Annotated in this window: 19 protein-coding genes; 16 read left to right on the top strand and 3 right to left on the bottom strand. The window is 60.6% G+C overall.

The features are described from left to right. The first annotated feature begins 83 nt into the window (after window positions 1-83). Window positions 84-2,528, top strand: a complete 2,445-nt coding sequence (locus NMB39_RS15320) for a UvrD-helicase domain-containing protein (protein ID WP_494340509.1) — start codon at window positions 84-86, stop codon at window positions 2,526-2,528. 50 nt (window positions 2,529-2,578) lie between these two features. Here NMB39_RS15320 and NMB39_RS15315 read toward each other — a convergent pair whose 3' ends face one another. Then, entirely contained in the window at window positions 2,579-2,851 is a 273-nt protein-coding gene (locus NMB39_RS15315) for a DUF1652 domain-containing protein (RefSeq protein WP_043049399.1), read from the bottom strand. 258 nt (window positions 2,852-3,109) lie between these two features. Between NMB39_RS15315 and NMB39_RS15310 the strand changes: the two genes are divergently transcribed. The 5 genes from NMB39_RS15310 (at window position 3,110) to NMB39_RS15290 (ending at window position 7,562) form a co-directional block, all read left to right on the top strand. Beyond that, window positions 3,110-3,919, top strand: coding sequence for an AraC family transcriptional regulator (locus tag NMB39_RS15310; protein WP_057022363.1), 810 nt, complete (start codon window positions 3,110-3,112; stop codon window positions 3,917-3,919). Between the two features lie 49 nt (window positions 3,920-3,968). Next, complete coding sequence (locus tag NMB39_RS15305; protein ID WP_494340510.1) at window positions 3,969-5,375, top strand: NAD(P)/FAD-dependent oxidoreductase; 1,407 nt, start codon at window positions 3,969-3,971, stop codon at window positions 5,373-5,375. A 27-nt stretch (window positions 5,376-5,402) separates the two neighbouring features. Then, window positions 5,403-5,744 (top strand): cupin domain-containing protein, encoded by a 342-nt coding sequence (locus NMB39_RS15300; RefSeq protein WP_057022361.1) that lies wholly within the window; start codon window positions 5,403-5,405, stop codon window positions 5,742-5,744. Between the two features lie 60 nt (window positions 5,745-5,804). Beyond that, on the top strand, window positions 5,805-6,884 hold the full coding sequence (locus NMB39_RS15295) for a polyamine ABC transporter substrate-binding protein (RefSeq protein ID WP_057022360.1): 1,080 nt from the start codon (window positions 5,805-5,807) through the stop codon (window positions 6,882-6,884). A 210-nt stretch (window positions 6,885-7,094) separates the two neighbouring features. Then, a complete protein-coding gene (locus NMB39_RS15290; protein ID WP_057010967.1) occupies window positions 7,095-7,562 on the top strand; it encodes a M10 family metallopeptidase C-terminal domain-containing protein in 468 nt (155 codons plus the stop codon). Window positions 7,563-7,564: 2 nt separating this feature from the next. Here the strand turns inward: NMB39_RS15290 and NMB39_RS15285 are convergent, their stop codons facing one another. After that, window positions 7,565-8,350, bottom strand: coding sequence for a helix-turn-helix transcriptional regulator (locus NMB39_RS15285; protein WP_494340511.1), 786 nt, complete (start codon window positions 8,348-8,350; stop codon window positions 7,565-7,567). A gap of 198 nt (window positions 8,351-8,548) precedes the next feature. Between NMB39_RS15285 and NMB39_RS15280 the strand changes: the two genes are divergently transcribed. The 10 genes from NMB39_RS15280 (at window position 8,549) to NMB39_RS15235 (ending at window position 25,536) form a co-directional block, all read left to right on the top strand. Continuing rightward, window positions 8,549-9,913: an APC family permease gene (locus NMB39_RS15280; RefSeq protein ID WP_043049392.1), complete on the top strand. Its 1,365-nt coding sequence runs from the start codon at window positions 8,549-8,551 to the stop codon at window positions 9,911-9,913. A gap of 9 nt (window positions 9,914-9,922) precedes the next feature. After that, complete coding sequence (locus NMB39_RS15275) at window positions 9,923-11,026, top strand: DmpA family aminopeptidase (protein WP_494340512.1); 1,104 nt, start codon at window positions 9,923-9,925, stop codon at window positions 11,024-11,026. A 368-nt stretch (window positions 11,027-11,394) separates the two neighbouring features. Further along, the gene (locus NMB39_RS15270) at window positions 11,395-12,828 is read left to right on the top strand and encodes a serralysin family metalloprotease (RefSeq protein ID WP_057022356.1); all 1,434 of its coding nucleotides are present in this window, start codon (window positions 11,395-11,397) and stop codon (window positions 12,826-12,828) included. 48 nt (window positions 12,829-12,876) lie between these two features. After that, window positions 12,877-13,245 carry an AprI/Inh family metalloprotease inhibitor gene (locus NMB39_RS15265; protein ID WP_494340513.1) on the top strand — a complete coding sequence of 123 codons (369 nt, stop codon included), beginning with the start codon at window positions 12,877-12,879 and terminating at the stop codon, window positions 13,243-13,245. Between the two features lie 101 nt (window positions 13,246-13,346). Next, entirely contained in the window at window positions 13,347-15,098 is a 1,752-nt protein-coding gene (locus tag NMB39_RS15260) for a type I secretion system permease/ATPase (protein ID WP_198720466.1), read from the top strand. Further along, window positions 15,095-16,408 (top strand): HlyD family type I secretion periplasmic adaptor subunit, encoded by a 1,314-nt coding sequence (locus tag NMB39_RS15255; RefSeq protein WP_057022353.1) that lies wholly within the window; start codon window positions 15,095-15,097, stop codon window positions 16,406-16,408. Before NMB39_RS15260 ends, NMB39_RS15255 begins: the two co-directional genes overlap by 4 nt. 2 nt (window positions 16,409-16,410) lie before the next feature. After that, the gene (locus NMB39_RS15250; protein WP_494340514.1) at window positions 16,411-17,745 is read left to right on the top strand and encodes a TolC family outer membrane protein; all 1,335 of its coding nucleotides are present in this window, start codon (window positions 16,411-16,413) and stop codon (window positions 17,743-17,745) included. A 31-nt stretch (window positions 17,746-17,776) separates the two neighbouring features. Next, entirely contained in the window at window positions 17,777-20,734 is a 2,958-nt protein-coding gene (gene eprS / locus NMB39_RS15245) for an autotransporter serine peptidase EprS (protein WP_494340515.1), read from the top strand. A gap of 175 nt (window positions 20,735-20,909) precedes the next feature. Further along, complete coding sequence (locus NMB39_RS15240) at window positions 20,910-24,017, top strand: autotransporter outer membrane beta-barrel domain-containing protein (protein WP_494340516.1); 3,108 nt, start codon at window positions 20,910-20,912, stop codon at window positions 24,015-24,017. Window positions 24,018-24,111: 94 nt separating this feature from the next. After that, entirely contained in the window at window positions 24,112-25,536 is a 1,425-nt protein-coding gene (locus tag NMB39_RS15235) for a polyurethane esterase (protein ID WP_494340517.1), read from the top strand. 55 nt (window positions 25,537-25,591) lie between these two features. On the opposite strand, the gene NMB39_RS15230 is transcribed toward NMB39_RS15235, so the two are convergent. Continuing rightward, on the bottom strand, window positions 25,592-25,816 hold the full coding sequence (locus NMB39_RS15230) for a YgdI/YgdR family lipoprotein (RefSeq protein ID WP_005788446.1): 225 nt from the start codon (window positions 25,814-25,816) through the stop codon (window positions 25,592-25,594). Between the last annotated feature and the right edge of the window lie 140 nt (window positions 25,817-25,956).

Below are 25,956 nucleotides of genomic sequence, written 5' to 3'. Positions count from 1 at the left end.
AGCAAAGCAATTGGCTGGAACTGAGCGCCGATTCCGGCGACCATGACGCCCTCATCACAGCTAATCTCATCGCAGGAGTCCGCGTGCCGCAACACAAGCCTGATCTGCCCCCCGAACTGCGCCCCTTGGCCGAAATGCCGCTATTGAAACGACTGGCTGCTCGCCTGTTCGGCCACGGCCTCACTCGTTTGCGCGCGCAGCACCGGTTCTCTTGGTTGCATGGCCAAGCCGACGGCTTTCGCAGTGGGCACGAGGCGGGTGTGGAATATGGTTATCGCGAGGGCAAGGCCGATGGCATTGAGGAGGGCCGGCAGGTCCTGTTGATCCGCGACTTCCGCCCCGACGAACACCCTGCGCCGGGGGTGGATGACAGCCTGTTCGATGATTGGCGGCTGCCGCTCACGGCGGATGTGAAGAAACGCATGAAGGCGGATGTGGCGCGGCTGCTGCCGGCCCATGCGCAGCCAAGTGCCGCGCAATGGAAGATGATCTTCAGCGATACGCCCTCGACTTCGGTGATCGCCGGGGCCGGCGCGGGTAAATCCACATCCCTGGTGCTGCGCATCCTGCTGCTGACCCATTACCTGGGCTTTGAGCTGAGTTCGATGACGGTGGTGACCTTTACTCGCGAGTCGCGTAAAGACTTCATTCACAAGCTCATGGATATTCTCAGCTTGTGGGGCCAACCCCTTGGCATGAAGGAAGCCCAGGCTGTAGTGCGTACCTTCCATTCGCGCATCCTGCCAATGGTGCGCAGCCTGCCGGGCTTCGAGCGTCTGCAGGCCTTTGAAAACCTCAGCGACGGTTTTGCGGACGCCGACAGCAATCCCTTCGATCTGCGCATCGGCGACGCCCAGCGTCAACAGATGAATGCCTGTTATCACCGCCTGTATGGCCACCACCAGCGTTTTCGCGAGCTGATTGCGCCGCTGGCCCGCCAAGGTCTGCAACTCAAGGAGCTGGAGCGCGATCATCCGGACGTGCAAAAACGCATCGCGGTGACAGAACTGGCGGCCAAACGTGATGACGAACTTTGCGATGTGATCGAAGACCTGTGGTTTCGCGCCGGGGCGTGGCCGATAAAGGGCATAGAGCCCAGCCGCCAGACCTTTGAAGTCAACGGTGCGCAATTTCATTGTCACGGCTATATCCCGGCGCTGGATGCGTGGGTGGTGCTAGGTTTCGATGCGCGGGAAAACGCCCAGCTCAGCCGACCGAACTCCAAACTATCCGTACGTGCCGAGTGGGCGGTCAAGCGCACACTGTTTCAAGCTTTCTGTCGTAAACCTATGATCTGGCTGGATAACTATGAGGCTTCAAAGCGCTTGATCAGCAGCCTGGCCGGTGATGCAACGGCCGGGCCTGGGTTTGATTACAAGGTCAAAGGCGAACTGGCCTCGGCGCCGCTGTTGGATAGTTTTGTGATGGCTGCCGGGTTTATCGAGAACCTCGGATTGGACGTACCGACGGCCGTGGGCCAGATGCGCTTTGCCAAGGACGATCCGGATCGGTTGTTCTTTGAGGCCCTGAGCATTTTCTGGAAGGCCCTGGAAGATCACCTGCTGGATCAATCGCCGCCGATCATGACCTACAACCGGATGTTCTCCCTGTTCGGTGAAAACACCCCGGAAAACCTCAAGTTGCTCAGCGATCCGTTGCTGCGACCTATGTCGCACTTGATGATCGACGAATTCCAGGATGTTTCGCCACAGATTGTCTCGTGGATACGCGCAAGCCTCAGGGAGATCCGCAGTCGCGGCCCGGCGATGCATGTGGGGCGCGGCGCACAGCGTTCTTCTTTGCTATGCGTAGGGGATGACTGGCAATCAATCTATGGTTGGCGTGGCAGTTCGCCCAAGTACTTCATGGACTTCAATAACGAGTTTGCTTCGCCAACTACCACCCGAGTGATGCTGGCGGAGAACTATCGCAGCCACCAGCACATCATCGATGCGGCCGAACATGTCGTGCGCAGCGCACCGGCGATTCCCGGCAAGAAGGCCAAAGCCAGTGGCGCACCCAAGGCGCTCGTGCCTGTGACGGTACTCGAACGCGACGATGCGGCGCTGGGCCGGCGATTGCTGGAGCACTATCAGCGGGGCGAGACGGTGCTGATGCTGTATCGAAAAAGCAGCGATAAGCTACTGATTCAGGAGCATATTCAGTCTGTAGTTAATGTAGATTCTAACTTGCCGCCCCACGAGCGCAGATTGAAACAGCTGACCTATCACAGCGCCAAGGGCCTGCAGGCGGATGCGGTATTTCTACTGGGGGACTGCCAGCATCTCACCAGCTCGCCGTACAAGAATCAGGTCTACCGCATGGCAGGCCTGGGCAAGGACGGTGATAGCGAACCTTATGACACTGCGCAGAAAGAAGAAATATTGCGCCTGACCTATGTCGGTATTACCCGAGCGGTCAGCCATTGCTATTGGTATGTGGAAAAGCCGGAAGGCCAGGGCGTGAATGTGCCCAGGGCCTCAGAGCGGGTGGATGGCAAAAAAGCCTTTTTCGATGACCAGCGTTGACCTCACAGCTGATACACAGCTGAATGAGGGAGGGGGCTGAAAAATAGTATTCAGGCCCGCAACGACAACGGCGGCACGAAACATTCCAGCTCATCCTCCACCGCCTCGATGATGCGCTCCACATCTGCGGCGTTCATCACGGTGGCGCAGGGGATGCCGGCGATGGCGATCAATGTCTCGCCGCTGGCCCGGTCAAACAGGCGGGCGACCATGCTACCGGGGGCGTCCATGCTGCCCTCGAAGCCTAGCGGATGGAAATGCCAGCGCATCAACTGGCAGGCGTTGGGAAATGTCACTTTGTTCATGTTGCCCACCTTGTTCATTGAGCGCTTCCTTTAGCTCGCGGCAGGGGGCCAGGACCTTCACTGGTCATGGCGTTGAAGAGCTTTAAAAATAGCATTCGTTCGCAAGTACAAGGTGACTTTTTTCACCCCGTTCGGCGGTTCTTTTCCGGGGTCTTGACCTGGGTCATGTCCTACCGCAGAACAGGCAAAAGGCCATTATCCAGAAGTGCCAATTGGCCATTGAAGGCGCCGGCAAAATTCGGCACTCTCAGCTGTTTACGCGTCGCAGAGCCGAATATGCCCGACATCGCCCCAGACGATGACCGCCAGAACACCCTCGCCACCGGCGAGTTGGTGATGCGTCACCACTTGTGCTGGCGGCATCGCGATCTGGACGGGGTCATGGCTTATTACCACCCTGAGATTCAGTACCACGACTTCTTCCAGAACCGTGTGATGGGTTATGCCGAACTGCGCGAGTACCTGAAGGCCAGCATGCCCCGTGAAGCAGACGAGGCGATTGAGCATACCGACCGTATCCGTGCCGATGGGGACACTGCGTTTATCCAGTACCGCATCACTTTGCGGGGCGGCCAGGGCCTGGTGTCGTTTCGCACCAGCGAAGCCATTACCGTGCGCGACGGGTTGATCTGGAGGGTCAATGAATATGCATCCCTGGTGCATGAGCAGCCTGCCCAGTCCATGCGCCCCACGGTCAGTCGCCTGGGCCTGTCGCCCCAGCAATTGGGGCATATGGCTAATGACCTGCAGCAGTACTTTGAATCCAGGCAACCCTATCTGGATCCGGACCTGGACCTGCAACGGGTCGCCAAGGAAGTTGGCTACAGCCGCAATCAGATCTCCTACCTGCTCAATCAGGTGCTGGGGCAGAGCTTCTACCGCTACGTCAACCAGGCGCGGCTCCAGCATCTGCTGGCCGCGCTGGACAGTGCCACTGCCCCTGTCAAAGTCGATGAGCTGGCTTTTGCCGCCGGGTTCAATTCACTCTCGGCGTTCTACAGTGCTTTCCGCCAGCACACCGGCCAATCGCCCAAGGCTTACGTTAAACAAATTTCCCTGCGTGCACGCGCGCAAGACAGCCCCTGACGCCGCGCTCTAGGATCGACCCTATCGAAACGAGGTAGGAGAACCTGGCATGCCGGCATGGCGCACTATCAGTCTATGGATGGACCAGCTGGACGACCCGCTGGAGGCGCGGCCATGTCTGGAGCATGACTTGGATGTCAATGTGGCGATCATCGGCGCCGGCTATACCGGCCTATGGACCGCCTATTACCTTAAACGCCAGGCTCCGGAGCTGAAAATCGCCATCATTGAGGCGCAGACCGCCGGCTTTGGCGCATCCGGGCGCAATGGAGGCTGGCTGATGGGCAATCTGCTGGGCGAGGACCGCCTGCTGGCCGGCCTTGCCCCGCAACAACGGCGAGCCTCGTTCGACCTGTTGCACGGCATCCCTGATGAAGTGGCGCAGGTGCTGGCCCGCGAAGGAATCGACTGCGATTACCGCAAAGGTGGCGCGCTGTATTGCGCCGCACGTTACCCCGAGCAGGAGGCCAGCCTGCGCCAGTACCTGGACAAGCTGTATGCCCAGGGCCTTACCGAAGATGACTACCGTTGGCTCAGCCCGCAGCAGTTGGCCGAGCAGGTCCGTATCGCCAAGCCCTATGGCGGTATCTATGCACCCCATGTCGCGACCATTAACCCGGCCAAGCTGGTGCGCGGCCTGGCGCGGGCCGTTGAAAACCTGGGTGTGAGCATCTACGAGAACAGCCCGGTGACCCATTGGCAATCCGGCAGCCTGCGCACGGCCAAGGCCAGTGTGCGTGCCGCCTGGGTAGTGCCAGCAGTGGAGGGTTACGCCAATACCTTGCCGCTCCTGGGCCGTTACCAGTTGCCAGTACAGAGCCTGATCGTCGCCACCGAACCCTTGCCCGCCAGCACGTGGGATGAAATCGGCCTCAACCGGGGCCAGGCGTTTGGCGAGAGCAGCAGGCAAGTCACCTACGGCCAGCGCACGGCCGACAACCGCCTGGTGTTCGGCGCCCGAGGCGGCTATCAATTTGCGGGCCGGTTGCGCCACAACTTTGATCTCACCGACAGCGAAGTGCAGCTGCGTCGCTACCTGTTTGGCGAACTCTTCCCACAGCTGAAGAAGGTAAGGATTACCCATTCCTGGGGCGGCAACCTCGGCATGTCGCGCAATTTCCGTCCGCACATGCTCTGCGACCATAAAACCGGCGTTGCGCTTTCCGGCGGCTATGGCGGGGAGGGCGTAGGCGCCACCAACCTTGGCGGCCGCACCTTGGCCGATCTGATACTGGGCCTTGAAACGCCTCTGACCCGTCAACCCTGGGTGATTCGCGAACGCGGCCTGCAAGCCCTCAAGGCCTGGGAGCCCGAGCCGTGCCGTTGGCTGGGCTATAACGCGATCATCCGCAGCTTTGTCCATGAGGACCAGGTATTGGCCAACCCCAATAGCGCGCCCTGGCGCCGCAGGCTGGCAACCGGCATCGCCGGGTTCATGGAAGGCTTCATGCACTAAGTCGTTCCACTCACACGGGGAAAGCCCATGAGCATCACGCAATTCAAAGACGCACTGAACACCCGTCTGCCGGACTCCTCACCGGTCGCCGCGCCCCTGGGCGAGCCTATCGCCGTGGCCTCGACCTTGAGCGTGGAGCGCGATGATGGGGTCGAGACCGGTATCTGGGAATGCACCCCGGGGCGCTGGCGCCGGCAGATCAAGTCCCAGGAGTTTTGCCATTTCATCCAGGGCCGCTGCACCTTCACCCCCGATAACGGTGAACCCCTCCATATACAAGCCGGCGACGCACTGATGTTGCCGGCCAACAGCACCGGCACCTGGGATATCCAGGAAACCGTGCGCAAGACCTACGTATTGATCCTGTAACGCTTTGATCCTTGATCGCCTGCCATAACAACAGCCCTAAAACCGCCAGGAAATCGAACCATGAAAGCCATTGCCCTGTTGCCCTTGATGTTGCTGGCCTCCATCAGCCAGGCCGCCGAGACCGTGAAGATCTACAACTGGTCGGACTACATCGCCCCGGACACCACCAAGAACTTCCAGAAAGACACCGGCATCGGTTTCACCTACGACCTGTACGACAGTAACGAAACCCTCGACGGCAAGTTGATGACCGGTAAATCCGGCTACGACGTGGTGTTCCCGTCCAATCACTTCATGGCCCGTCAAATCCAGGGCGGCGCCCTGAAAAAGCTCGACAAGCGACAGTTGCCCAACTGGAAGAACCTCAACCCGGTGCTGCTCAAGGCCGTGGAAAACAACGACCCGGGCAACGAGCACGGCTTCCCGTACCTGTGGGGCAGCACCGGCATCGGCTATAACATCGACAAGATCAAGGCCGTGTTGGGCGATAACGCGCCGGTGGATTCCTGGGACCTGATCTTCAAGCCGGAAAACATGGCCAAGCTGCAAAAATGTGGCGTAGCCATCCTCGACAACGGCCCGGAGCTGCTGCCGGCAGCGCTGAACTACCTGGGCTTGCCGCACCATAGCAAAAAGCCCGAGGACTACAAAAAGGCCGAAGACCTGCTGATGAAAGTGCGGCCTTACGTGGCGTATTTCCACTCCTCGAAATACACCGCCGACCTGGCCAATGGCGATATCTGCGTGGCCGTCGGCTTTTCCGGCGACATCCTGCAGGCCGAAAGCCGCGCCAAGGAAGCCGGGAACGGCGTGAACATCGGCTACAACATTCCCAAGGAAGGCGCGGCCATCTGGTTCGATATGGTCGCCATGCCCGCCGACGCGCCCGATGAAAAAGCCGGCTATGCCTTCATGAACTACCTGCTTCGCCCGGAAGTGATGGCCAGCATTACCAACTACGTGCATTACGCCAACGGCAACGCGGCGGCCGATAGCCTGGTGGATCCGGCGATCAAGGCGGACACCAAGGTGTATCCGAGCCCGGATATGATGGGTAAGTTGTTTGCACTGGAAGCCATGCCGTTGAATATTGATCGGATTCGCACGCGAGTGTGGAATACCATTCGCACAGGGCGCTGATCAAGTGGGCTGGCTTACCCTGTAAGCCAGTCTTTTGCATATCCGTTGGCAGGCATTAACCGTCGAAAGCGCTTGAATAGATAATGACGTCATATTTAAGACATTTGATGTCAAATATTACGCATGGAAAGTGTTGTTTGCAGTGTGAGAGATTTCGGTCCGCTGCACGTAACACTTTCACATAAACGCATTATCTAAAAGGTGATTTAAATGTCTTCCATACAAAGCCTTCCAACAGGTGGCACGTGGACCCAGCCAGAAAATAGCCATCCTGTCTTGCGCGGCACAGACCAGCGCGAGCGCCTGGAAGCCCAGCGCGGCGAGCCCTCAGTGCTTATCGGCGGCGGTGGCGCCGACCAACTGGTGGGCCGGCAAGGTGAAAATACATTCAAATATGAGCAAAGTACCGACTCCCTCAGCGATGATCCGGACACGATCTTGAACTTCAACCCCAAGGAAGACGAGATCGATGTGTCATTGGTACTAAAAGATCACAATATATCGGCCATTAACATTCAACCGGGCCCACCCGTGGACGTCGGTGATGTGCAGTTGAGTCATGAGTTTGGCGTGAGTACCTTGAATATCAAAGTCACCCCTGAGGGTCCGAACTTTTCTGTGCGCGTTGACGGTGTCAATCTATTGCCGGAGCATATCAACTTCTTTCATTCGGATTAAACCTACGGATTATCCAGGTCGTGCCCCAATGATTGGATGAATAATGAAAATAACTCGGGCTGGGACGAGATGTCCAGCTTGGCGTACAAATGCCTACGATGCACTTTCACCGTGTCCGGCGAGATCTTGAGGCGTTCGGCCATGGCCTTGGAAGAAAAACCGCGTAATACCAGGCGGGCGATTTCCAGTTCGCGATCCGAGAGCACACCACTGCCAAAGTGGCTCAATGCGTCTCGGATCTGGCTGTCCATCGCCGGAGCCCGCTGAGTGCTTTGTTGCCAGTGCTGCAGCATCAGCGGCAGCACCCAGGCCGCCAGCGTGGTCAACAGCCCGGTTTCCTCGAAACTGAACCGTCGCTGCATGCCCAGCGACAGTGACAGCGTGCCCGCGCCGGGCAATTGCAGGATAAATTGCACCTCGTCTTCCAACACGTTGTCGTGGAAGTAGTTGAGGAAGTACTCACTCTGACGGAAATGGTCCGGCGCCACTTCCTCCAGGCGGTAAACGCCGCTGGCATATTGCTCGCGGCACGCCTGGTAAAACGGATCGAGCAGGTACAGGCCATTGAGGTACACCAGCATCGAAGCAGGTTTGCTGCTGGGTTGGGCGTCGTATTCCTCCAGGGCCTGGGGCGGGCCATCCAGCGGGTAGAAAATCGCCAGGGCATTATCGAAGGGTAGGCATTGGTGCAGCAACAGCACCAGCTGTTTCCAGAACCGCTCAGTGCCGATCTGGGACAGGGTGCGACCCAACCCCGCATGCATGCCGATTTCCCTGAACAGATGCATGTACCTGGCTCCATCATCGAAATATCGGCCAAGGGTTCGGCTTTTAGCGGGCATCGTCAAGGGGAGTACGCCAATAGGGGAATTGGCTGATAGATCCAGGGCCGATAACGTCGCAGTCATCCAACGGGAAGCATATCCCGCAAAAACATCATTTTTCGTTTCTGCCTCACACCAAAAACAACGACAGAGGATAACGATATGAGCGCTACTCCCGCGCCCGATGGCGTGCTCAAGCCCACCCTGAGCGTCTTTGATGTAGTGGCGATTACCGTTTCCGCGGTAACGCCGGCCAGTTCCGTATTCGTGATCGCCCCGTTTGCCATCCAGCAGGCGGGCAGCGGCGTGTTCCTCGCTTTTGTGATGGCCGCGTTGCTCGCGCTGATGTTCGCCTTCTGTTACGCGGAGCTGGGCCGTGCCCATAACAGCGCCGGGGGTGAGTATGTGTATGCCAAGCGGGTGTTTGGCGGCATGGCCGGCTACGCGACGTTCCTGACCGTGCTGGTGATGTTGTTGTTTATCCCGCCGGTGCTGGCAACGGGGGCGGCCACTTACCTGAATAATGCCCTGGGCACGAATTTCGACTCACAGACCGTCGCCCTGGTAATTGTGGTATCCAGCTATGCCCTGGGTATTCTCAATATCAAGCTCAATGCCTGGATCACCGGCACGTGCCTGCTGTTGGAAGTGGCGGCCCTGCTGGTGATCGTGGTGATCGGCTTCGGCAACCCGGTACAGCCGGCCAGTGTGTTGTTCCAGCCGCAGATCGTCGAAAACGGCGTGTTGCACCTGGCGCCCTGGGCCCTGGTGATCGGCGCGGTTGGCATCGGTCTGTTCTCGTTCAATGGTTACGGCCCGGCGGTGTTGCTGGCCGAAGACATGAAATGCGGCGGCAAGGGCGTACACAAGGCGGTGTTGTGGTCCCTGGGCCTGGTGGTGGTGATCGAGCTCGTGCCGATCACGGCATTGTTGATTGGCGCGCCGTCCCTGAGCGCGATGATCAGCAGCCCCGATCCCATCGGTTACCTGTTGACCAGCCATGGCAATGAAACCCTGTCGCGACTGGTCAGTGCCGGGATCTTCCTGTCGGTGTTCAATGCCATTGTCGCCATCGTCATCCAGATTGGCCGGGTGGTGTTCAGCAGCGGTCGTGATGCGTTGTGGACGCCGAGCATCAACAAGCTGTTCACGCGCATTCACCCGCGCTGGGATTCGCCGTGGCTGGCGACGCTGTTCCTGGCGATTCCTTCGGCGCTGTTGAGTTTCAGCTCGAACCTGGCCGACCTGACCTCGTTCAGCGTCTTGCTGATCATGCTGGTGTACCTGGTGGTGGCGCTGAGTGCGCTGATGAGCCGGGTCCTGCTGCGTGATCGCGAGCATCCCTATCGCATGCCGTTGTGGCCGCTGCCGGCCTTGCTGGCGGTACTCGGCGCGGGGTACCTGCTGGTGACCTTGATCCTGGAGGCATCGGTGCGCGACATCATGATCATCATCGGCTTGCTGGCCTTGTCGGTGATTCTGTATTGCATCAGTGGCCGGTTGAGCCCGGCGTTCCAGAAACTGTAAGGAGTGGGTATGCGTGCACGTCAATTGGGCATCACGTTGGGGCTGGGCACGCCCGGCGAATTGAATGCCATCACCGATGTTCCCGGGGTTCGCGTGGGTCACACCACGCTCAAGGCAGAGATCGACGGCAAGCAGGTGCGAACCGGGGTCACGTTGATCCAACCGCGTGCCGGCGAGGCGCGGCACCAACCTTGTTTCGCCGGTTACCACGTGCTCAATGGCAACGGCGACGCCACCGGCCTTGAGTGGATCAGCGAGGCGGGTCTGCTGACCACGCCGATGGCGATTACCAACACCCACAGCATCGGGATTGTGCGTGACACCTTGATCGCCCTGGAGCGCGAGCGCCTGGCGGACCCCGCGGTGTACTGGTGCATGCCGGTGGTCATGGAAACCTACGACGGCTTGCTCAACGATATCTGGGGCCAGCATGTGCAACCTGAGCATGTACGCCAGGCCCTGGAAAACGCTGAAAGCGGCCCGGTGCAGGAGGGCGCGGTGGGCGGCGGCACCGGCATGATCTGCCATGAGTTCAAGGGCGGCATCGGCACGGCGTCACGGCGTTTGCCGGCGGAGCAGGGCGGCTGGACAGTCGGCGTGCTGGTGCAGGCCAACCATGGCAAGCGCCAGGAGCTGCGGGTCGATGGTTATCCAGTGGGGCGCCACTTGATGGATATTGCCTCGCCTTTCGCCGAGCAGGGTACGCCCGGCATGGGGTCTATCGTGGTGATTATTGCCACCGACGCACCGTTGCTGCCCCACCAATGCCAACGCCTGGCGCAGCGTGCATCCATTGGCATCGCGCGCACCGGGGGTGGCACCGAGGATTCCAGTGGCGACCTGTTTTTAGCCTTTGCCACCGGTAACCAGGATTTGCCGCCGGCAGACTACGGGCGTAGAGACCTGCCACTGCAAACGGCGCTGCACATGGTCAATAACGATCATATCTCGCCGCTGTTCAGCGCTGCGGCCGAGGCAGTGGAAGAAGCGATCATCAACGCGATACTGGCGGGCGAAGACATGAGCACGCAAGAGGGCGTCAAAGTGCCTGGGCTGACCGGCGAGACGCTCTTTGAAGCATTGCACAAGTGCGGGCGGTGTATGTCCCGGTAATAGGGGACAACGCACTTTAGTAGTGCGAATGATGGCTCTTTAATGCTGCCATTGACACCGTGACAATATATTGGATCCATTATTCAAGTGCGCCGCTCAACTCGAGCGGCTTTACTGCTATTTAATATTTAAATATCACGGCGTCAAACGAGGCAGCTAAAAAGCAAGGGTTCCCAGTAAACACTGCGTGCGAGTTACTCAAGTTGAACCTGCGTCACATTTTAGCCGTGGAAATAGTGGTAGACGAAAGATTTCAAGTTGTGTCAGTTTTCTTACGCCTTCAAAAGAGGTGAGTGATAGGACTATCCTCGCCCGCGAGGTTCCTATCGAACAAAGACTGATGCACTTGCAAACAAGGAAGTACGTTTATGTCAAAAGTAAAAGACAAGGCTATTGTATCTGCCGCGCAAGCCAGCACTGCTTACTCGCAAATCGATAGTTTCAGCCATTTGTATGACCGTGGCGGCAACCTCACGGTCAATGGCAAACCGTCCTACACCGTCGACCAGGCAGCTACCCAGCTGTTGCGGGATGGCGCCGCGTACCGGGACTTTGATGGCAACGGCAAGATCGATCTGACCTACACCTTCCTCACCTCGGCTACCCAGAGCACCATGAACAAACATGGCATCTCAGGGTTCAGCCAGTTCAACGCCCAGCAGAAAGCACAGGCCGCACTGGCCATGCAATCCTGGTCGGACGTTGCCAACGTCACCTTCACCGAGAAAGCCAGCGGTGGTGATGGTCACATGACCTTCGGCAATTACAGCAGCGGCCAGGACGGCGCGGCGGCGTTCGCCTACCTGCCCGGTACGGGCGCAGGCTACGATGGCACCTCGTGGTACCTGACCAACAACAGCTACACGCCGAACAAGACCCCGGACCTGAACAACTATGGCCGGCAAACCCTCACCCATGAAATCGGCCACACCCTGGGCCTGGCTCACCCTGGCGACTACAACGCCGGGAATGGCAACCCGACCTACAACGACGCGACCTATGGACAGGACACGCGCGGCTACAGCCTCATGAGTTACTGGAGCGAGAGCAACACCAACCAGAACTTCAGCAAAGGCGGCGTCGAGGCTTACGCTTCCGGCCCGCTGATCGACGACATCGCCGCGATCCAAAAGCTCTACGGTGCCAACCTCAACACCCGTGCCGGTGACACCACCTACGGGTTCAACTCCAACACCGGGCGTGATTTCCTCAGCGCCACATCCAATGCCGACAAGCTGGTGTTCTCGGTCTGGGACGGTGGTGGCAATGACACCCTGGACTTCTCCGGTTTCACTCAAAACCAGAAGATCAATCTCAATGCCACCTCGTTCTCCGACGTCGGTGGCCTGGTGGGCAACGTGTCCATCGCCAAGGGCGTCACCGTCGAGAACGCCTTTGGTGGCGCGGGCAACGACCTGATCATTGGTAACCAAGCCGCTAACCTCATCAAGGGCGGGGCCGGCAACGACCTCATCTACGGTGGTGGCGGTGCGGACCAACTGTGGGGCGGCGCCGGCAGCGATACCTTCGTGTACGGTGCCAGTTCCGACTCCCGGCCGGGCGCTGCGGACAAGCTCTTCGACTTCACCTCGGGTTCGGACAAGATCGACCTGTCCGGTATCACCAAGGGTGCGGGCGTGACCTTCGTCAATGCATTCACCGGGCATGCCGGCGATGCTGTTCTGTCCTACGCCTCAGGCACCAACCTGGGTACGTTGGCCGTGGACTTCTCCGGGCACGGCGTGGCGGATTTCCTCGTCACCACCGTAGGCCAGGCAGCGGTCAGCGACATCGTGGCGTGATGTGAAGCGCGCGGTGCTTCGGCGCCGCGCTCTATGATGGAGCTTGAAATGCCGCGTTTTTCCCATTTGATCGCCTGTGTATCGCAGGTGTTGTTCGTGTCGGCAGGAGCCCAAGCAATGGCGAGCAGTCTGGTTTTACCCACCACCGCGCAATTGGCCGGGCATTGGGAGTTGAAGCAGCAGGATAAGGTGTGTGCCCTTGAGTTGCTGGAGCAGGCCAATTCCCTGGATGGCGATATCGCGTGTGCCGCGCAATGGCTGGGCGATAAGCCACTGACCTGGTCGCCCACACCGGATGGTATTTGGCTGTTTAACGCTGAGGGTTCAGGGATTACGCACTTGAATCGTCAAAGCGAGGGTGCATATCAAGCCCGCACTAAAGCCGGGGAAGTTGTCGAGCTGAAACGGATGCCTTAGTTCAAGTTATAAGCATATAACTAGATTTAATAGTTAGCCGAGCCCTGTTTGGGGCAAGGGTGATTATTGCGCGTCATTCGCTCCAAGGAAGATCAAATAATATGGCGAAGTCCCATGGGGTTGCGCCCTTATTCAGGGCGTTGGGTGAATACAAGAGTATTTTGATCAGCGTCGGCTGCTTTACGGCGCTGATTAACCTGCTGATGCTGGTACCCTCGATTTACATGCTGCAAGTGTATGACCGTGTGTTGTCTTCCCAGAATGAAACCACGCTGGTGATGTTGACGCTGATGGTCGTGGGCTTCTTTGCGTTTATCGGCCTGCTGGAAGTGGTCCGCAGTTTTGTCGTGATCCGTATTGGCAGCCAGTTGGAGCGGCGTTTCAATTTGCGCGTCTACAAGGCCGCGTTCGAACGCAACCTGCAGCGCGGCCAGGGGCACGCCGGGCAGTCCCTGGGCGACCTGACCGCTATCCGCCAATTCATCACCGGGCCTGCGCTGTTCGCATTCTTCGATGCGCCGTGGTTTCCGATCTACCTGTTCGTGATTTTCCTCTTCAACGTGTGGCTCGGCGTGCTGGCCACGGCCGGTGCGGTGCTGTTGATTGGGCTGGCATGCCTGAATGAATACCTGACGAAAAAACCGTTGGGCGAAGCGAGTATCTTCTCCCAGCAATCCACCCAGTTGGCCACCAGCCACTTGCACAACGCCGAGACAATCCAGGCCATGGGCATGCTCGGCGCGCTGCGCCAGCGTTGGTTTGGCGTGCACGCGCAATTTCTCGGTTTCCAGAACAAGGCCAGCGATACCGGTTCAGTGATCAGCTCCCTGAGTAAATCCCTGCGCCTGTGCCTGCAATCCCTGGTATTGGGCCTCGGCGCCTTCCTGGTGATCAGGGGTGAAATGACCGCCGGCATGATGATCGCAGGCTCCATCCTGATGGGCCGCGTACTCAGCCCCATCGACCAGCTGATTGCCGTGTGGAAGCAATGGAGCTCGGCCAAGCTGGCCTACCAGCGCCTCGACGAACTGCTGCGCGAATTCCCCCCGGAAGTCGAGCAGATGGCCTTGCCGGCACCCAAGGGCCAGGTCAGTTTCGAGCAGGTCAGCGCCGGTCCGCCGGGGCGACGCATGGCGACTTTGCATCAGGTCAGCTTCAACCTGGCGGCCGGGGAAGTGCTCGGTGTGCTGGGCGCGTCGGGCTCCGGCAAGTCCACCCTGGCTCGGGTGCTGGTGGGCGTCTGGCCGACCCTGGCCGGCACCGTGCGCCTGGACGGCGCGGATATCCATCGTTGGGACCGCGACGACCTCGGTCCGCATATCGGTTATTTGCCCCAGGACATTGAGCTGTTCAGCGGCAGCATCGCCGACAACATCGCGCGCTTTCGCGAGGCAGACCCGGAATGGGTGGTCAAGGCGGCGCAACAGGCCGGTGTACACGAACTGATCCTGCGCCTACCCCAAGGCTATGACACCGTGCTGGGCGACAACGGCGGCGGCCTGTCCGGTGGCCAGAAACAACGGGTAGCCCTGGCCCGCGCCCTGTACGGCAACCCGCGCCTGATCGTGCTGGATGAGCCCAACTCCAACCTCGACACCGTCGGCGAAGCCGCCCTGGCCAGCGCCATCATGCAGATGAAAGCCCAGGGCAGCAGCGTGGTACTGGTGACCCACCGTTCCTCGGCGCTGGCCCAGGCCGACAAGCTGCTGGTGCTCGGCGAAGGCCATTTGCAAGCGTTCGGGCCCAGCCAGGAAGTGCTGCGCGCATTGTCCGGCCAGCAGGAAGCGCCGAAAGAAAAAACCGGTGTCAGTTTCAGTCGTCAGTACCAGGCCGGAAGGAATCCAGGCGCATGAGCAGCATGACCGTTGAACCTCGCTTTAAAGAACACGACGCTGGCTTCTTCGTAAAAATGGGCTGGCTGCTGACCATTGTCGGTGCCGGTGGGTTTTTCCTCTGGGCCAGCCTCGCGCCGTTGGACCAGGGCATTCCTGTCCAAGGTACCGTGGTGGTGTCCGGCAAGCGCAAGGCCGTGCAAACCTTCAGCCCCGGCGTAGTCAGCCGGATCCTGGTGAAGGAGGGGGAACTGGTCAAGCAAGGCCAGCCGCTGTTTCGTCTCGACCAGACCCAGAACCAGGCTGACGTACAATCCCTGCAAGCTCAGTACCGCATGGCCTGGGCCAGCGTGGCGCGTTGGCAGAGCGAGCGCGACAATCTTGCCAGCGTCACCTTTCCCGCTGAGCTGAGCGCCAACCCCGACCCGGCCCTGGCGTTGGTACTGGAAGGCCAGCGCCAATTGTTCAGCAGCCGCCGCGACGCGTTTGCCCGTGAACAGGCCGGGATTCGTGCAAGCATTGAAGGTGCCACCTCACAGTTGGGCGGCATGCGCCGTGCCCGCAGTGACCTGACTGCGCAGGCCCAATCCCTGCGCGATCAGCTCGGCAACCTGCAACCTCTGGCCGACAACGGCTATATCCCGCGCAACCGCCTGATGGAATACCAGCGCCAGTTGTCCCAGGTGCAACAGGATCTGGCGCAGAACGCCGGGGAAAGCGGACGCATCGAACAGGGCATCCTCGAGTCGCGCCTCAAGTTGCAGCAGCACAGCGAGGAATATCAAAAGGAGGTGCGCAGTCAATTGGCCGATGCACAATTGCGCAGCCTGACCCTGGAACAGCAACTGACCTCTGCCGGTTTCAACCTGCAACACAGCGAGATCAACGCGCCGGCCGACGGCATCGCAGTCAACCTCAGCGTGCACACCGAAGGCGCCGTGGTGCGCGCCGGTGAAACCCTGCTGGAGATCGTGCCCCAAGGCACGCGCCTGGAAGTGGAAGGGCATCTGCCGGTGCACCTGGTGGACAAGGTGGGGCCCCATTTGCCGGTGGACATCCTCTTCACCGCCTTCAACCAGAGCCGCACGCCCCGCGTACCGGGAGAGGTCAGCCTGATCTCCGCCGACCAGATGCTCGATGAAAAAACCGGTGCGCCGTATTACGTGCTGCGTACCAGCGTCAGCGAAGCGGCGATGGAAACACTCCATGGCTTGGTGATCAAGCCGGGCATGCCCGCCGAGATGTTCGTGCGCACTGGCGAGCGGTCGTTGCTCAATTACCTGTTCAAGCCGCTGCTGGATCGCGCCGGCTCCGCGTTGACTGAGGAATGAGCATGAAGTCAGTGTTCATTTCGCTGGTGCTGGTGTGTGGCAGTGCCCAGGCCGCCATGGGCCCGTTCGATGTGTACGAGCAGGCGCTTCGCAACGATCCGGTGTTCCTCGGCGCCATCAAGGAGCGCGACGCCGGCCTGGAAAACCGCACCATCGGCCGCGCCGGGCTGCTGCCGAGGCTGTCATACAACTACAACAAGGGCCGCAACAATTCCGAGGCGCACCTGCCCGATGGGCGTGGTGGTAGCTATCGCGATGATCGCAACTACAACAGTTATGGCTCGACCTTCAGCCTGCAACAGCCGCTGTTCGACTACGAAGCCTATGCCAACTACCGCAAGGGCGTGGCCCAGGCGCTGTTCGCCGACGAAAGCTTTCGTGACAAGAGCCAGGCGTTGCTGGTGCGGGTGCTGAGCTATTACACCCAGGCACTGTTTGCCCAAGACCAGATCGACATCGCCCGCGCCAAGAAAAAGGCCTTCGAGCAGCAATTCCAGCGGAACCAGCACTTGTTCAAGGCCGGCGAGGGCACGCGCACAGACATCCTGGAAGCCGAATCGCGCTATGAACTGGCCACCGCCGAAGAGATCCAGGCCCTGGATGAGCAGGACGCCTCGCTGCGCGAGCTGGGCGCGTTGATTGGCGTGCAAAGCGTCAATATCGACGACCTGGCGCCGCTGAACCAGAGCTTTGCCGCCTTCACCCTGGCCCCGGCCAACTACGACACCTGGCATGAACTGGCGCTCACCAACAACCCGGTGCTGGCCTCCCAGCGCCAATCCCTGGAAGTAGCGCGCTATGAGGTAGAACGCAACCGCGCCGGGCATTTGCCGAGAATCACCGCCTATGCCACTTCGCGCAAACAGGAATCCGACAGCGGCAACACCTACAACCAGCGCTACGACACCAACACCATCGGCGTCGAAGTGAGCATGCCGCTGTATGCCGGTGGCGGCATCTCGGCCTCCACGCGCCAGGCCAGCCGCGCCATGGAGCAGGCCGAGTACGAGCTGGAAGGCAAGACCCGCGAAACCCTGATCGAATTGCGGCGTCAGTTCAGTGCCTGCCTGTCAGGGGTGAGCAAGCTGCGCGCCTACCAGAAAGCCCTGGTTTCGGCCGAGGCCCTGGTGGTATCGACCAAGCAGAGCATCCTCGGCGGCGAACGGGTCAACCTCGATGCGCTGAATGCCGAGCAGCAGCTGTACAGCACCCGCCGCGACCTGGCCCAGGCGCGGTATGACTACCTGATGGCCTGGACCAAATTGCACTACTACGCGGGCAACTTGCGCGACACCGACCTGGCCAAGGTGGACGAGGCCTTCGGCCCTGTGAAATGAGCATCCATAACAACAAATAAGGATGGTTTAAATGATCACTGATTCACCGCGTTTCAAACCCTTCACCGCCGGCTCCTTGCTGCTGCTGTCCGTTGCGGCACAAGCGCAATACACCGAGACCGGCCAACCGGGTAACCCGGTCAGCTGGCGCTCGGCCGAATACCAGAGCGACTGGGGCCTGGGGCGGATGAAGGCCGATGAAGCCTACGCTGCCGGGATCAGCGGCAAAGGTGTGAAAATCGGCGCGCTGGACTCGGGTTTCGACCCCAACCACCCCGAAGCCGCCAAGGACCGCTTCCATGGGGTGACCGCCACCGGCACCTATGTCGACGGCAGCGCCTTCAGCACCACGGGCGCGCTCAACCCCAACAACGACTCCCACGGCACCCACGTCACCGGCACCATGGGCGCCGCCCGCGACGGCGTGGGCATGCATGGGGTGGCCTACAACGCCCAAGTCTATGTGGGCAACACCAACGCCAACGACAGCTTCCTGTTCGGCCCGACCCCGGACCCCAAGTATTTCAAGACGGTGTATAGCGCCCTGGTGGATTCCGGCGTGCGCGCTATCAACAACAGCTGGGGCAGCCAGCCCAAGGACGTCAGCTACCAGACCCTGGATGACCTGCACAAGGCCTATGCCCAGCATTACAACCAGGGTACCTGGCTGGACGCCGCGGCGGATGTGGCCAAGGCCGGCGTGATCAATGTGTTCAGTGCCGGCAACAGCGGCTACGCAAATGCCAGCGTGCGCTCGGCCTTGCCGTATTTCCAACCGGAACTGGAAGGCCACTGGCTGGCGGTGTCGGGGCTGGATAAAGCCAATAACCAGAAGTACAACAAATGCGGCATCGCCAAATACTGGTGCATTTCCACTCCAGGGGCACTGATCAACAGCACCATTCCCGACGGCGGTTATGGGGTCAAGTCCGGCACCTCGATGTCGGCGCCCCATGCCACCGGGGCGTTGGCGCTGGTGATGGAACGCTATCCCTATATGACCAATGAGCAGGCGCTGCAGGTGCTGTTGACCACCGCCACGCAGCTCGACGGCTCGATCACCCAGGCGCCCAACGCTATCGTCGGCTGGGGCGTGCCGGACCTGGGCCGGGCAATGCATGGGCCGGGGCAACTGCTCGGGGTCATGGATGTGAGCCTGGCAGCCGGGCAGGGTGATGTATGGAGCAATGGCATCTCCGACCAGGCCTTGCTCCAGCGCCAGGCCGAGGACCGTGCCGAGCACACCGCCTGGCAGCAGACCTTGATCGACAAGGGTTGGCAAAACGGCGTGGGCGCCAATGCCAGCCAGCAGGACCAGACTGACTACGCCATCGGCAACGCCCGCGACCAGGCCGCCGCCAAACGCGTATACGAGGGTAGCCTGATCAAGTCCGGCGCCGGCAGCCTGGTGCTCAGCGGCGACAGCACTTATCGCGGCGCGACCACCGTCAACGGCGGCCTGCTGGCGGTCAATGGCTCGCTGACCTCGGCGGTCACGGTGAACAACAGCGGTACTCTCGGCGGCTCCGGGCGCATCGCCGCGCTGTCGGTGAACAGCGGCGGCCGCGTGGCACCGGGCAATTCCGTGGGCACCTTGCAGGTAGCGGGGGATGTGAACCTCGGCGCGGGCTCGACCTATGCAGTGGAACTGACGCCCACCAGCAGCGACCGCATTGTTGCGGGTGGCAAGGCGGTATTGGGCGGCGGCACCGTCACCCTGGCGATGGAAAACAGCCCGACGCTGCTCAGCCAGAGCCAGGTGCAAAGCCTGATTGGCCGGCAATACTCGATCCTGGATGCGGCGGGCGGTATCCAGGGTCAGTTCGGGCAAGTGCTGCCCAACTATGTATTCCTTGGCGGCACCCTTGACTACGCCGCCAACGCTGTACAACTGAACGTCGGGCGCAACGACGCGAGTTTTGCCAGCGTTGCTGCCACCCGCAACCAGCGCAACGTGGCGGCGGCTGCCGAGCAACTGGGCGCTGGCAACCCGGTGTATGAAAGCCTGCTGCAGTCGCAATCAGTTGCCACCGCGCAACAGGGCCTGCAGCAACTGTCCGGTGAAATCTACCCTGCGGTTGGCGCGATGCTGATCAACGACAGCCTGCAACTGCGCAACGCTGTGGGCGAGCGCCTGCGCCATGTGCCGGTGAGCGGTGAAAGCAACCTGTGGTTCAAGGCCCTGGGCGCCTGGGGCAAAAGCGACAGCCGCAGTGAAACGGCGGGTTCCACCACCTCCATCGGTGGCCTGCTGGCGGGCGTGGATGGCGCGCTGGATGAGCAGACCCGCGTGGGTGTGGTCGCCGGCTACAGCGACAGCTCGCTGAACATGGGCAGTGGCACGCACTCATCGGCGTCCATCGACAGCTACCACTTCGGCGCATATGCCGGGCGCGAACTGGGCGACTGGCGCCTGAGTGTCGGCGGTGCCTACAGCTGGCACCGCGGCGATGTGAAGCGCGACCTGCAACTGGGGGACGTCAGCGGCAAGCAAAAAACCAAGCTGGATGCGACCACCACGCAACTGTTCACCGAAGCGGCGTACCGCATTCACTTGCAACCGCTGGCGTTGGAACCGTTCGCCAACCTGGCCTACGTGCATCTGGACAGCGAGTCATTCCACGAAAAAGGCGATGCCGCCGCCCTGGAGCGTGGCAGTGACCGGCGCGATGCGGTGCTCAGCACCCTCGGCGTGCGTGCCTTGAAAACCCTGGCCCTCAATGACCACCAGCAACTGGAACTGTCCGGTTCGTTGGGCTGGCAACACAGCCTGACGGCGGTGGAGTCGGAAGAACATTTGGCGTTTGTCGCAGGCGGGCCTTCATTTGCCGTGCGCAGCGCGCCGTTGCTGCGTGACGCCGCCCTGGTGGGCGTACAGGCCAGCCTGGCGCTGAATGCGTCGACGCGGGTCAACCTGGATTACAACGGCCAATTGGGTGGGCGCGAGAAAACCCAAGGCGTGGGCTTGAGCCTGAACTGGCAGTTCTGAGGACACCGCGAACAAAAAATGTGGGAGCTGGCTTGCCTGCGATAGCGGTGGGTCAGCCAGCAGAGGCGTGACTGGCCGGACGCCATCGCAGGCAAGCCAGCTCTCACATTGAATCGGCGCTGTTCTGGAGAAAGTGATTTACACACGTGCAATAAGAAAACTAAGGAAGGTCACCGTGAAAAAACGCAAGTCAGGGTTAACCATCGCCATCCACACCGGCCCGGGCTACCCGCTCAAGGCGCTGAGCTGCGTACCATATGGTGCGCTGCTGTGTTGCCTGGCCAGCCTGGGAACCGCCCAGGCCGCACCCTACGTAGAAACTGGCAAACTCGGCGACGCCGCCAGTTGGCGCAGCAATGAGTTCAAGGCCGATTGGGGCCTGGGCGCCGTGCACGCCGACACCGCGTATGCCGCCGGCTACACCGGCAAGGGCGTCAAGCTTGGGATCTTCGACCAGCCGGTGTACGCCCAGCATCCGGAGTTCGCCAGCCCCGACAAGGTGGTGACGATTGTCACCGAGGGCATCCGCCAATACACCGACCCGTATATTCCGGTGAAGGCGGGTGATGCGTTCCGCTACGACGGCACGCCGTCCAAGGACTCCAACGGCAAGCTGGGTAACCACGGCACCCACGTCGGCGGCATTGCTGCGGGTAACCGCGACGGCGGGCCCATGCATGGTGTGGCGTTCAATGCGCAAATCCTTACCGCCGAAAACGGTGACCCGGGGCCGGAAGACGGGATCATCCTCGGCAACGACGGCGCGGTGTACAAAGCGGGCTGGGATGGGCTGGTCGCCAGTGGCGCACGCATCATCAACAACAGCTGGGGCATTGGCATTGGTGATCAATATGCCAAGGGCGGCCGCGATCCGGCGTTCCCCAATTTCACCGTCAATGAAGCCCAGGCGCAGTTCAATACGATCCGGCCGATCCTCGGCACGATCGCAGGCGGTGCTTATCAAGGCGCCATCGATGCGGCGCGCAGCGGTGTGCTGACCATCTTTGCCGCCGGTAACGACTACAACCTCAACAACCCGGATGCGATTTCCGGCCTGGCCTATTTTGTGCCGGAGATTGCGCCGAACTGGCTGTCAGTAGCGGCGTTGCAGCAGAACCCGGACACCACCAGCCCCAATCCCTATGTGATCAGCACCTTCTCCTCGCGCTGCGGCTATGCAGCGAGCTTTTGCGTGTCGGCACCCGGCACCAAGATCTACAGCTCGATCATCAATGGCACCGACCTGAACAACCTGACCACCGACTGGGCCAACAAAAACGGCACCTCCATGGCCGCGCCCCATGTGGCAGGTGCAGCAGCAGTGCTGATGGAGCGTTTCCAGTACATGAGCGGCGACCAGATCTCCACGCTGCTCAAGACCACCGCCACCGACCTCGGCGCGCCGGGCATCGACTCGCTGTATGGCTGGGGCATGATCAACCTGGGCAAGGCGGTCAACGGGCCGGGGATGTTTGTTACCGCAGAGGATATTCCCGCCGAGTTCCGTATCGATGGCGCTTACGGCAGCGGCCAGTTCGTGGCGGACCTGCCAGGGATCGGCGCAGTGGTAGATGCCGGTAAGCCGACCCAGCGGATTTGCAACGATGTGCACTGCGGGCTGGATGTGTGGAGCAACGATATCTCGGGCCATGGCGGCCTGACCAAGCAGGGCATCGGCACCCTGGTGCTGACCGGCACCAACACCTATAGCGGCCCGACCCTGGTCAACCAGGGCTTGTTGGCGATCAACGGCTCGCTGGCTTCCGACGTCAGCGTCAGCCAGGCCGGCGTGCTCGGTGGCTCGGGGCGCATCGGTTCGCTGACCGCAAAAAACGGTGGCACCGTGGCGCCGGGTAATTCCATCGGCACCTTGAATGTGGCGGGTAACGTCACTTTCGATGCGGGCTCAACCTACGCCGTGGAGTTGTCGCCCACCAGCAGCGACCGCATCGTCGCCGGTGGTACCGCCACGCTTAACGGCGGCACCGTGACCCTGGCCCTGGAAAACAGCCCGACGTTGTTGAGCGCGACCCAGGCCCAAAGTCTGATCGGTCGCCAATACAACATCCTGCAAGCGGCAGGCGGTGTGACCGGCAGCTTTGGTGCGGTATTGCCCAACTACCTGTTTGTTGGCGGCACCTTGAACTACGCGGCCAACGGCGTGCAACTGGACGTGGCGCGCACCAACAGCTTCGCCAGTGTGGCCGCTACGCCGAACCAGCGCGCCGTTGCCGCCGCTGCCGAGCAATTGGGCGCGGGCAATGGTGTGTATGAAAGCTTGCTGCTGGCACCCACGACCGCCTCGGCCCAGGGTGCATTCCAGCAACTGAGTGGTGAAGTCTACCCAGCGCTGCAAACCGCATTGGTCAATGACAGCCGTTACGTTCGCGAAGCGGTAGGCGAGCGCCTGCGCAATGGCGAGATGGGCGCCACCAGCCAAGCCATCGACACCCGCGGCAACGTGTGGGTCAAGGCCCTGGGCGCCTGGGGCAAGACCGACAGCCGTAGCGACACGGCAGGCTATAACACCTCCATCGGCGGCATGCTCGCCGGGGTGGATGGGGCGCTCGACGACGCTACGCGCATCGGCCTGGTGGCGGGCTACAGCGACACGTCGCTGAACATGGGCAGCGACACCCACAGCCGTGCCTCGGTCGACAGCTACCACTTCGGGGCCTATGCCGGGCATGAAATCGGCGCCTGGCGCCTGAGCGGTGGCGCAACCTACAGCTGGCACCGCGCCGATGTGAAGCGCGACCTGCAATACGGCGACGTCAGCGGCAGGCAAAAGGCCAAGGTCGATGCACACAGCACCCAGGTGTTCACCGAGGCGGCGTATCGCATCAACCTGCAACCGCTGGCCCTGGAGCCGTTCGCCAATCTGGCCTACGTGCACCTGGACACTGACAGCTTCAAGGAGAAGGGCGATGCCGCTGCGCTGAAAAGTGGCGATGACAGCCGCGACCTGGTGTTGAGCACCCTGGGTGTGCGTGCCTTGAAAACCTTCAACGTCAACGACCACCAGCAACTGGAGGTGTCCGGCACCCTGGGCTGGCAGCACAACCTGAGCAGCACCGATTCCGAGCAGCACCTGGCGTTCGCCTCCGGTGGCCCTTCGTTCAGCGTGGAAAGTGCGCCGATGGTGCGCGATGCCGCACTGGTCGGGGCACGGGTCAGCCTGGCGTTGAGCAAGGAGGCGCGGGTGAACTTCGACTACAACGGCCTGCTGGCCAGCAAGGAGAAAGTGCACGGCGTCGGTTTGAGCCTGGACTGGGCGTTCTAAAGGCGTCACTCCCCTGATGGGCCCACGGTGGCCATCAGGGGGCTACTGGTGTTTTGGCTTTCTCTACAAATCCAACAACAGAGAGGCACTACCAATGGGTATCTTTGACTATAAAAACCTCGGTACCGAGGACTCCAAGGCGTTGTTCGCCGATGCCATGGCGCTCACGGTGTATGCCTACCACAACCTGGATCACGGCTTTGCCGTCGGCTACCAGAACAATGGTCTCGGCCTTGGGTTGCCGGCCACACTGATCGGCGCGCTGATTGGCAGCAGCGACTCCCAAGGGGTGATCCCTGGTATCCCCTGGAACCCCGACGCGGAAAAAGCCGCCCTCGATGCGGTACAAAAAGCCGGTTGGACCCCCATCAGCGCCGATACCCTGGGTTACAGCGGCAAGGTTGATGCCCGGGGCACTTTCTTCGGTGAAAAGCCTGCCTACGCCACGGCGCAGGTCGAGGTGCTGGGCAAGTACGATGACGCTGGTAAATTGCAGGAAATCGGCATCGGCTTTCGTGGTACGTCGGGACCTCGGGAAAACCTGGTCACAGACGCCATCGGCGACGTGATCAGCGACCTGCTGGCCGCGTTCGGGCCCAAGGACTATGCGAAAAACTACACGGGCGAAGCCTTTGGTAACTTGCTCGGCAACGTCGCGGCCTACGCCACGGCCCAAGGCCTGAGCGGCAACGACGTGGTGGTCAGCGGCCACAGCCTGGGCGGCCTGGCGGTCAACAGCATGGCCGACTTGAGCGACGGCAAATGGTCGGGGTTCTATAAGGACGCCAACTACGTGGCGTATGCTTCACCCACCCAGAGCGCCGGCGACAAGGTGCTGAACGTCGGCTATGAAAACGACCCGGTGTTCCGCGCCCTGGACGGCTCGTCATTCAACCTGTCGTCCCTGGGTGTGCACGACACGCCCCACGAATCGAGCACCGACAATATCGTCAGCTTCAACGACCACTACGCGTCAACGCTGTGGAACGTGCTGCCATTTTCCATCCTCAACCTGCCGACCTGGGTTTCACACTTGCCCACCGGTTACGGCGACGGCATGACCCGCATCCTCGATTCCGGCTTCTACGAGCAAATGACCCGCGACTCCACGGTAATTGTCGCCAACCTGTCCGACCCGGCACGGGCCACCACCTGGGTGCAGGACTTGAATCGCAACGCCGAGGCACACAAGGGCAACACCTTCATCATCGGCAGCGATGGCAACGACCTGATCAAGGGCGGCCGGGGCGCGGACTTTATCGAAGGCGGCAAGGGCAATGACACGATCCGCGACAGCAGCGGGCATAACACATTTTTGTTCAGCGGGCAGTTTGGCAATGATCGGGTGATTGGCTATCAAGCAACCGACAAGCTGGTATTCACCGATGTGCAGGGCAGTACGGATTATCGCGAGTACACCAAGGTGGTGGGCGCAGACACGGTGATCAGCTTTGGCGCCGACTCGGTGACGCTGGTGGGAGTGAGCAGTGTGTCAGGGGAGGGGATTGTTATCGCTTAACTTGGAATGCGGTTGAAAACTGTGGGAGGGGGTTGCTCCCTCCCACATTTGATCATTAGTTTTCCTTGCGCACCGTGGCCACATCATCGGCCTTGATGCGAATGCGCTTGCCGGCAATATCGGTGAACTCATAGAAGCCGTCGGCTGTCTTGGCGTTGGGTGTGTCCTTGGTCAAATACTGCGTACCATTTTGCAATGTCACGACGGTTTGCGTGGAGCAACCGGCCAATACCAGAAAAGTGAGCGCAACCAGTGGAAGCCCCAAATTCTTCATGTTCATTACCCTTACCTTAACCCTGAAAAGTCCCGCCACCCATGGCTGGGGGCGATAAATATTACGCGATCAACTCCCTCATCTGATCGCTTTTTTACAAAAAGTTGCAGGGACCATTTATCTATTACCGATTGCAACAAGTGCTT

This window comes from Pseudomonas sp. FBCC-B545, from assembly GCF_059134095.1.
Note: the sequence above shows the minus strand (reverse complement) of the source record. Positions and strands in the feature narration are given on the sequence as shown.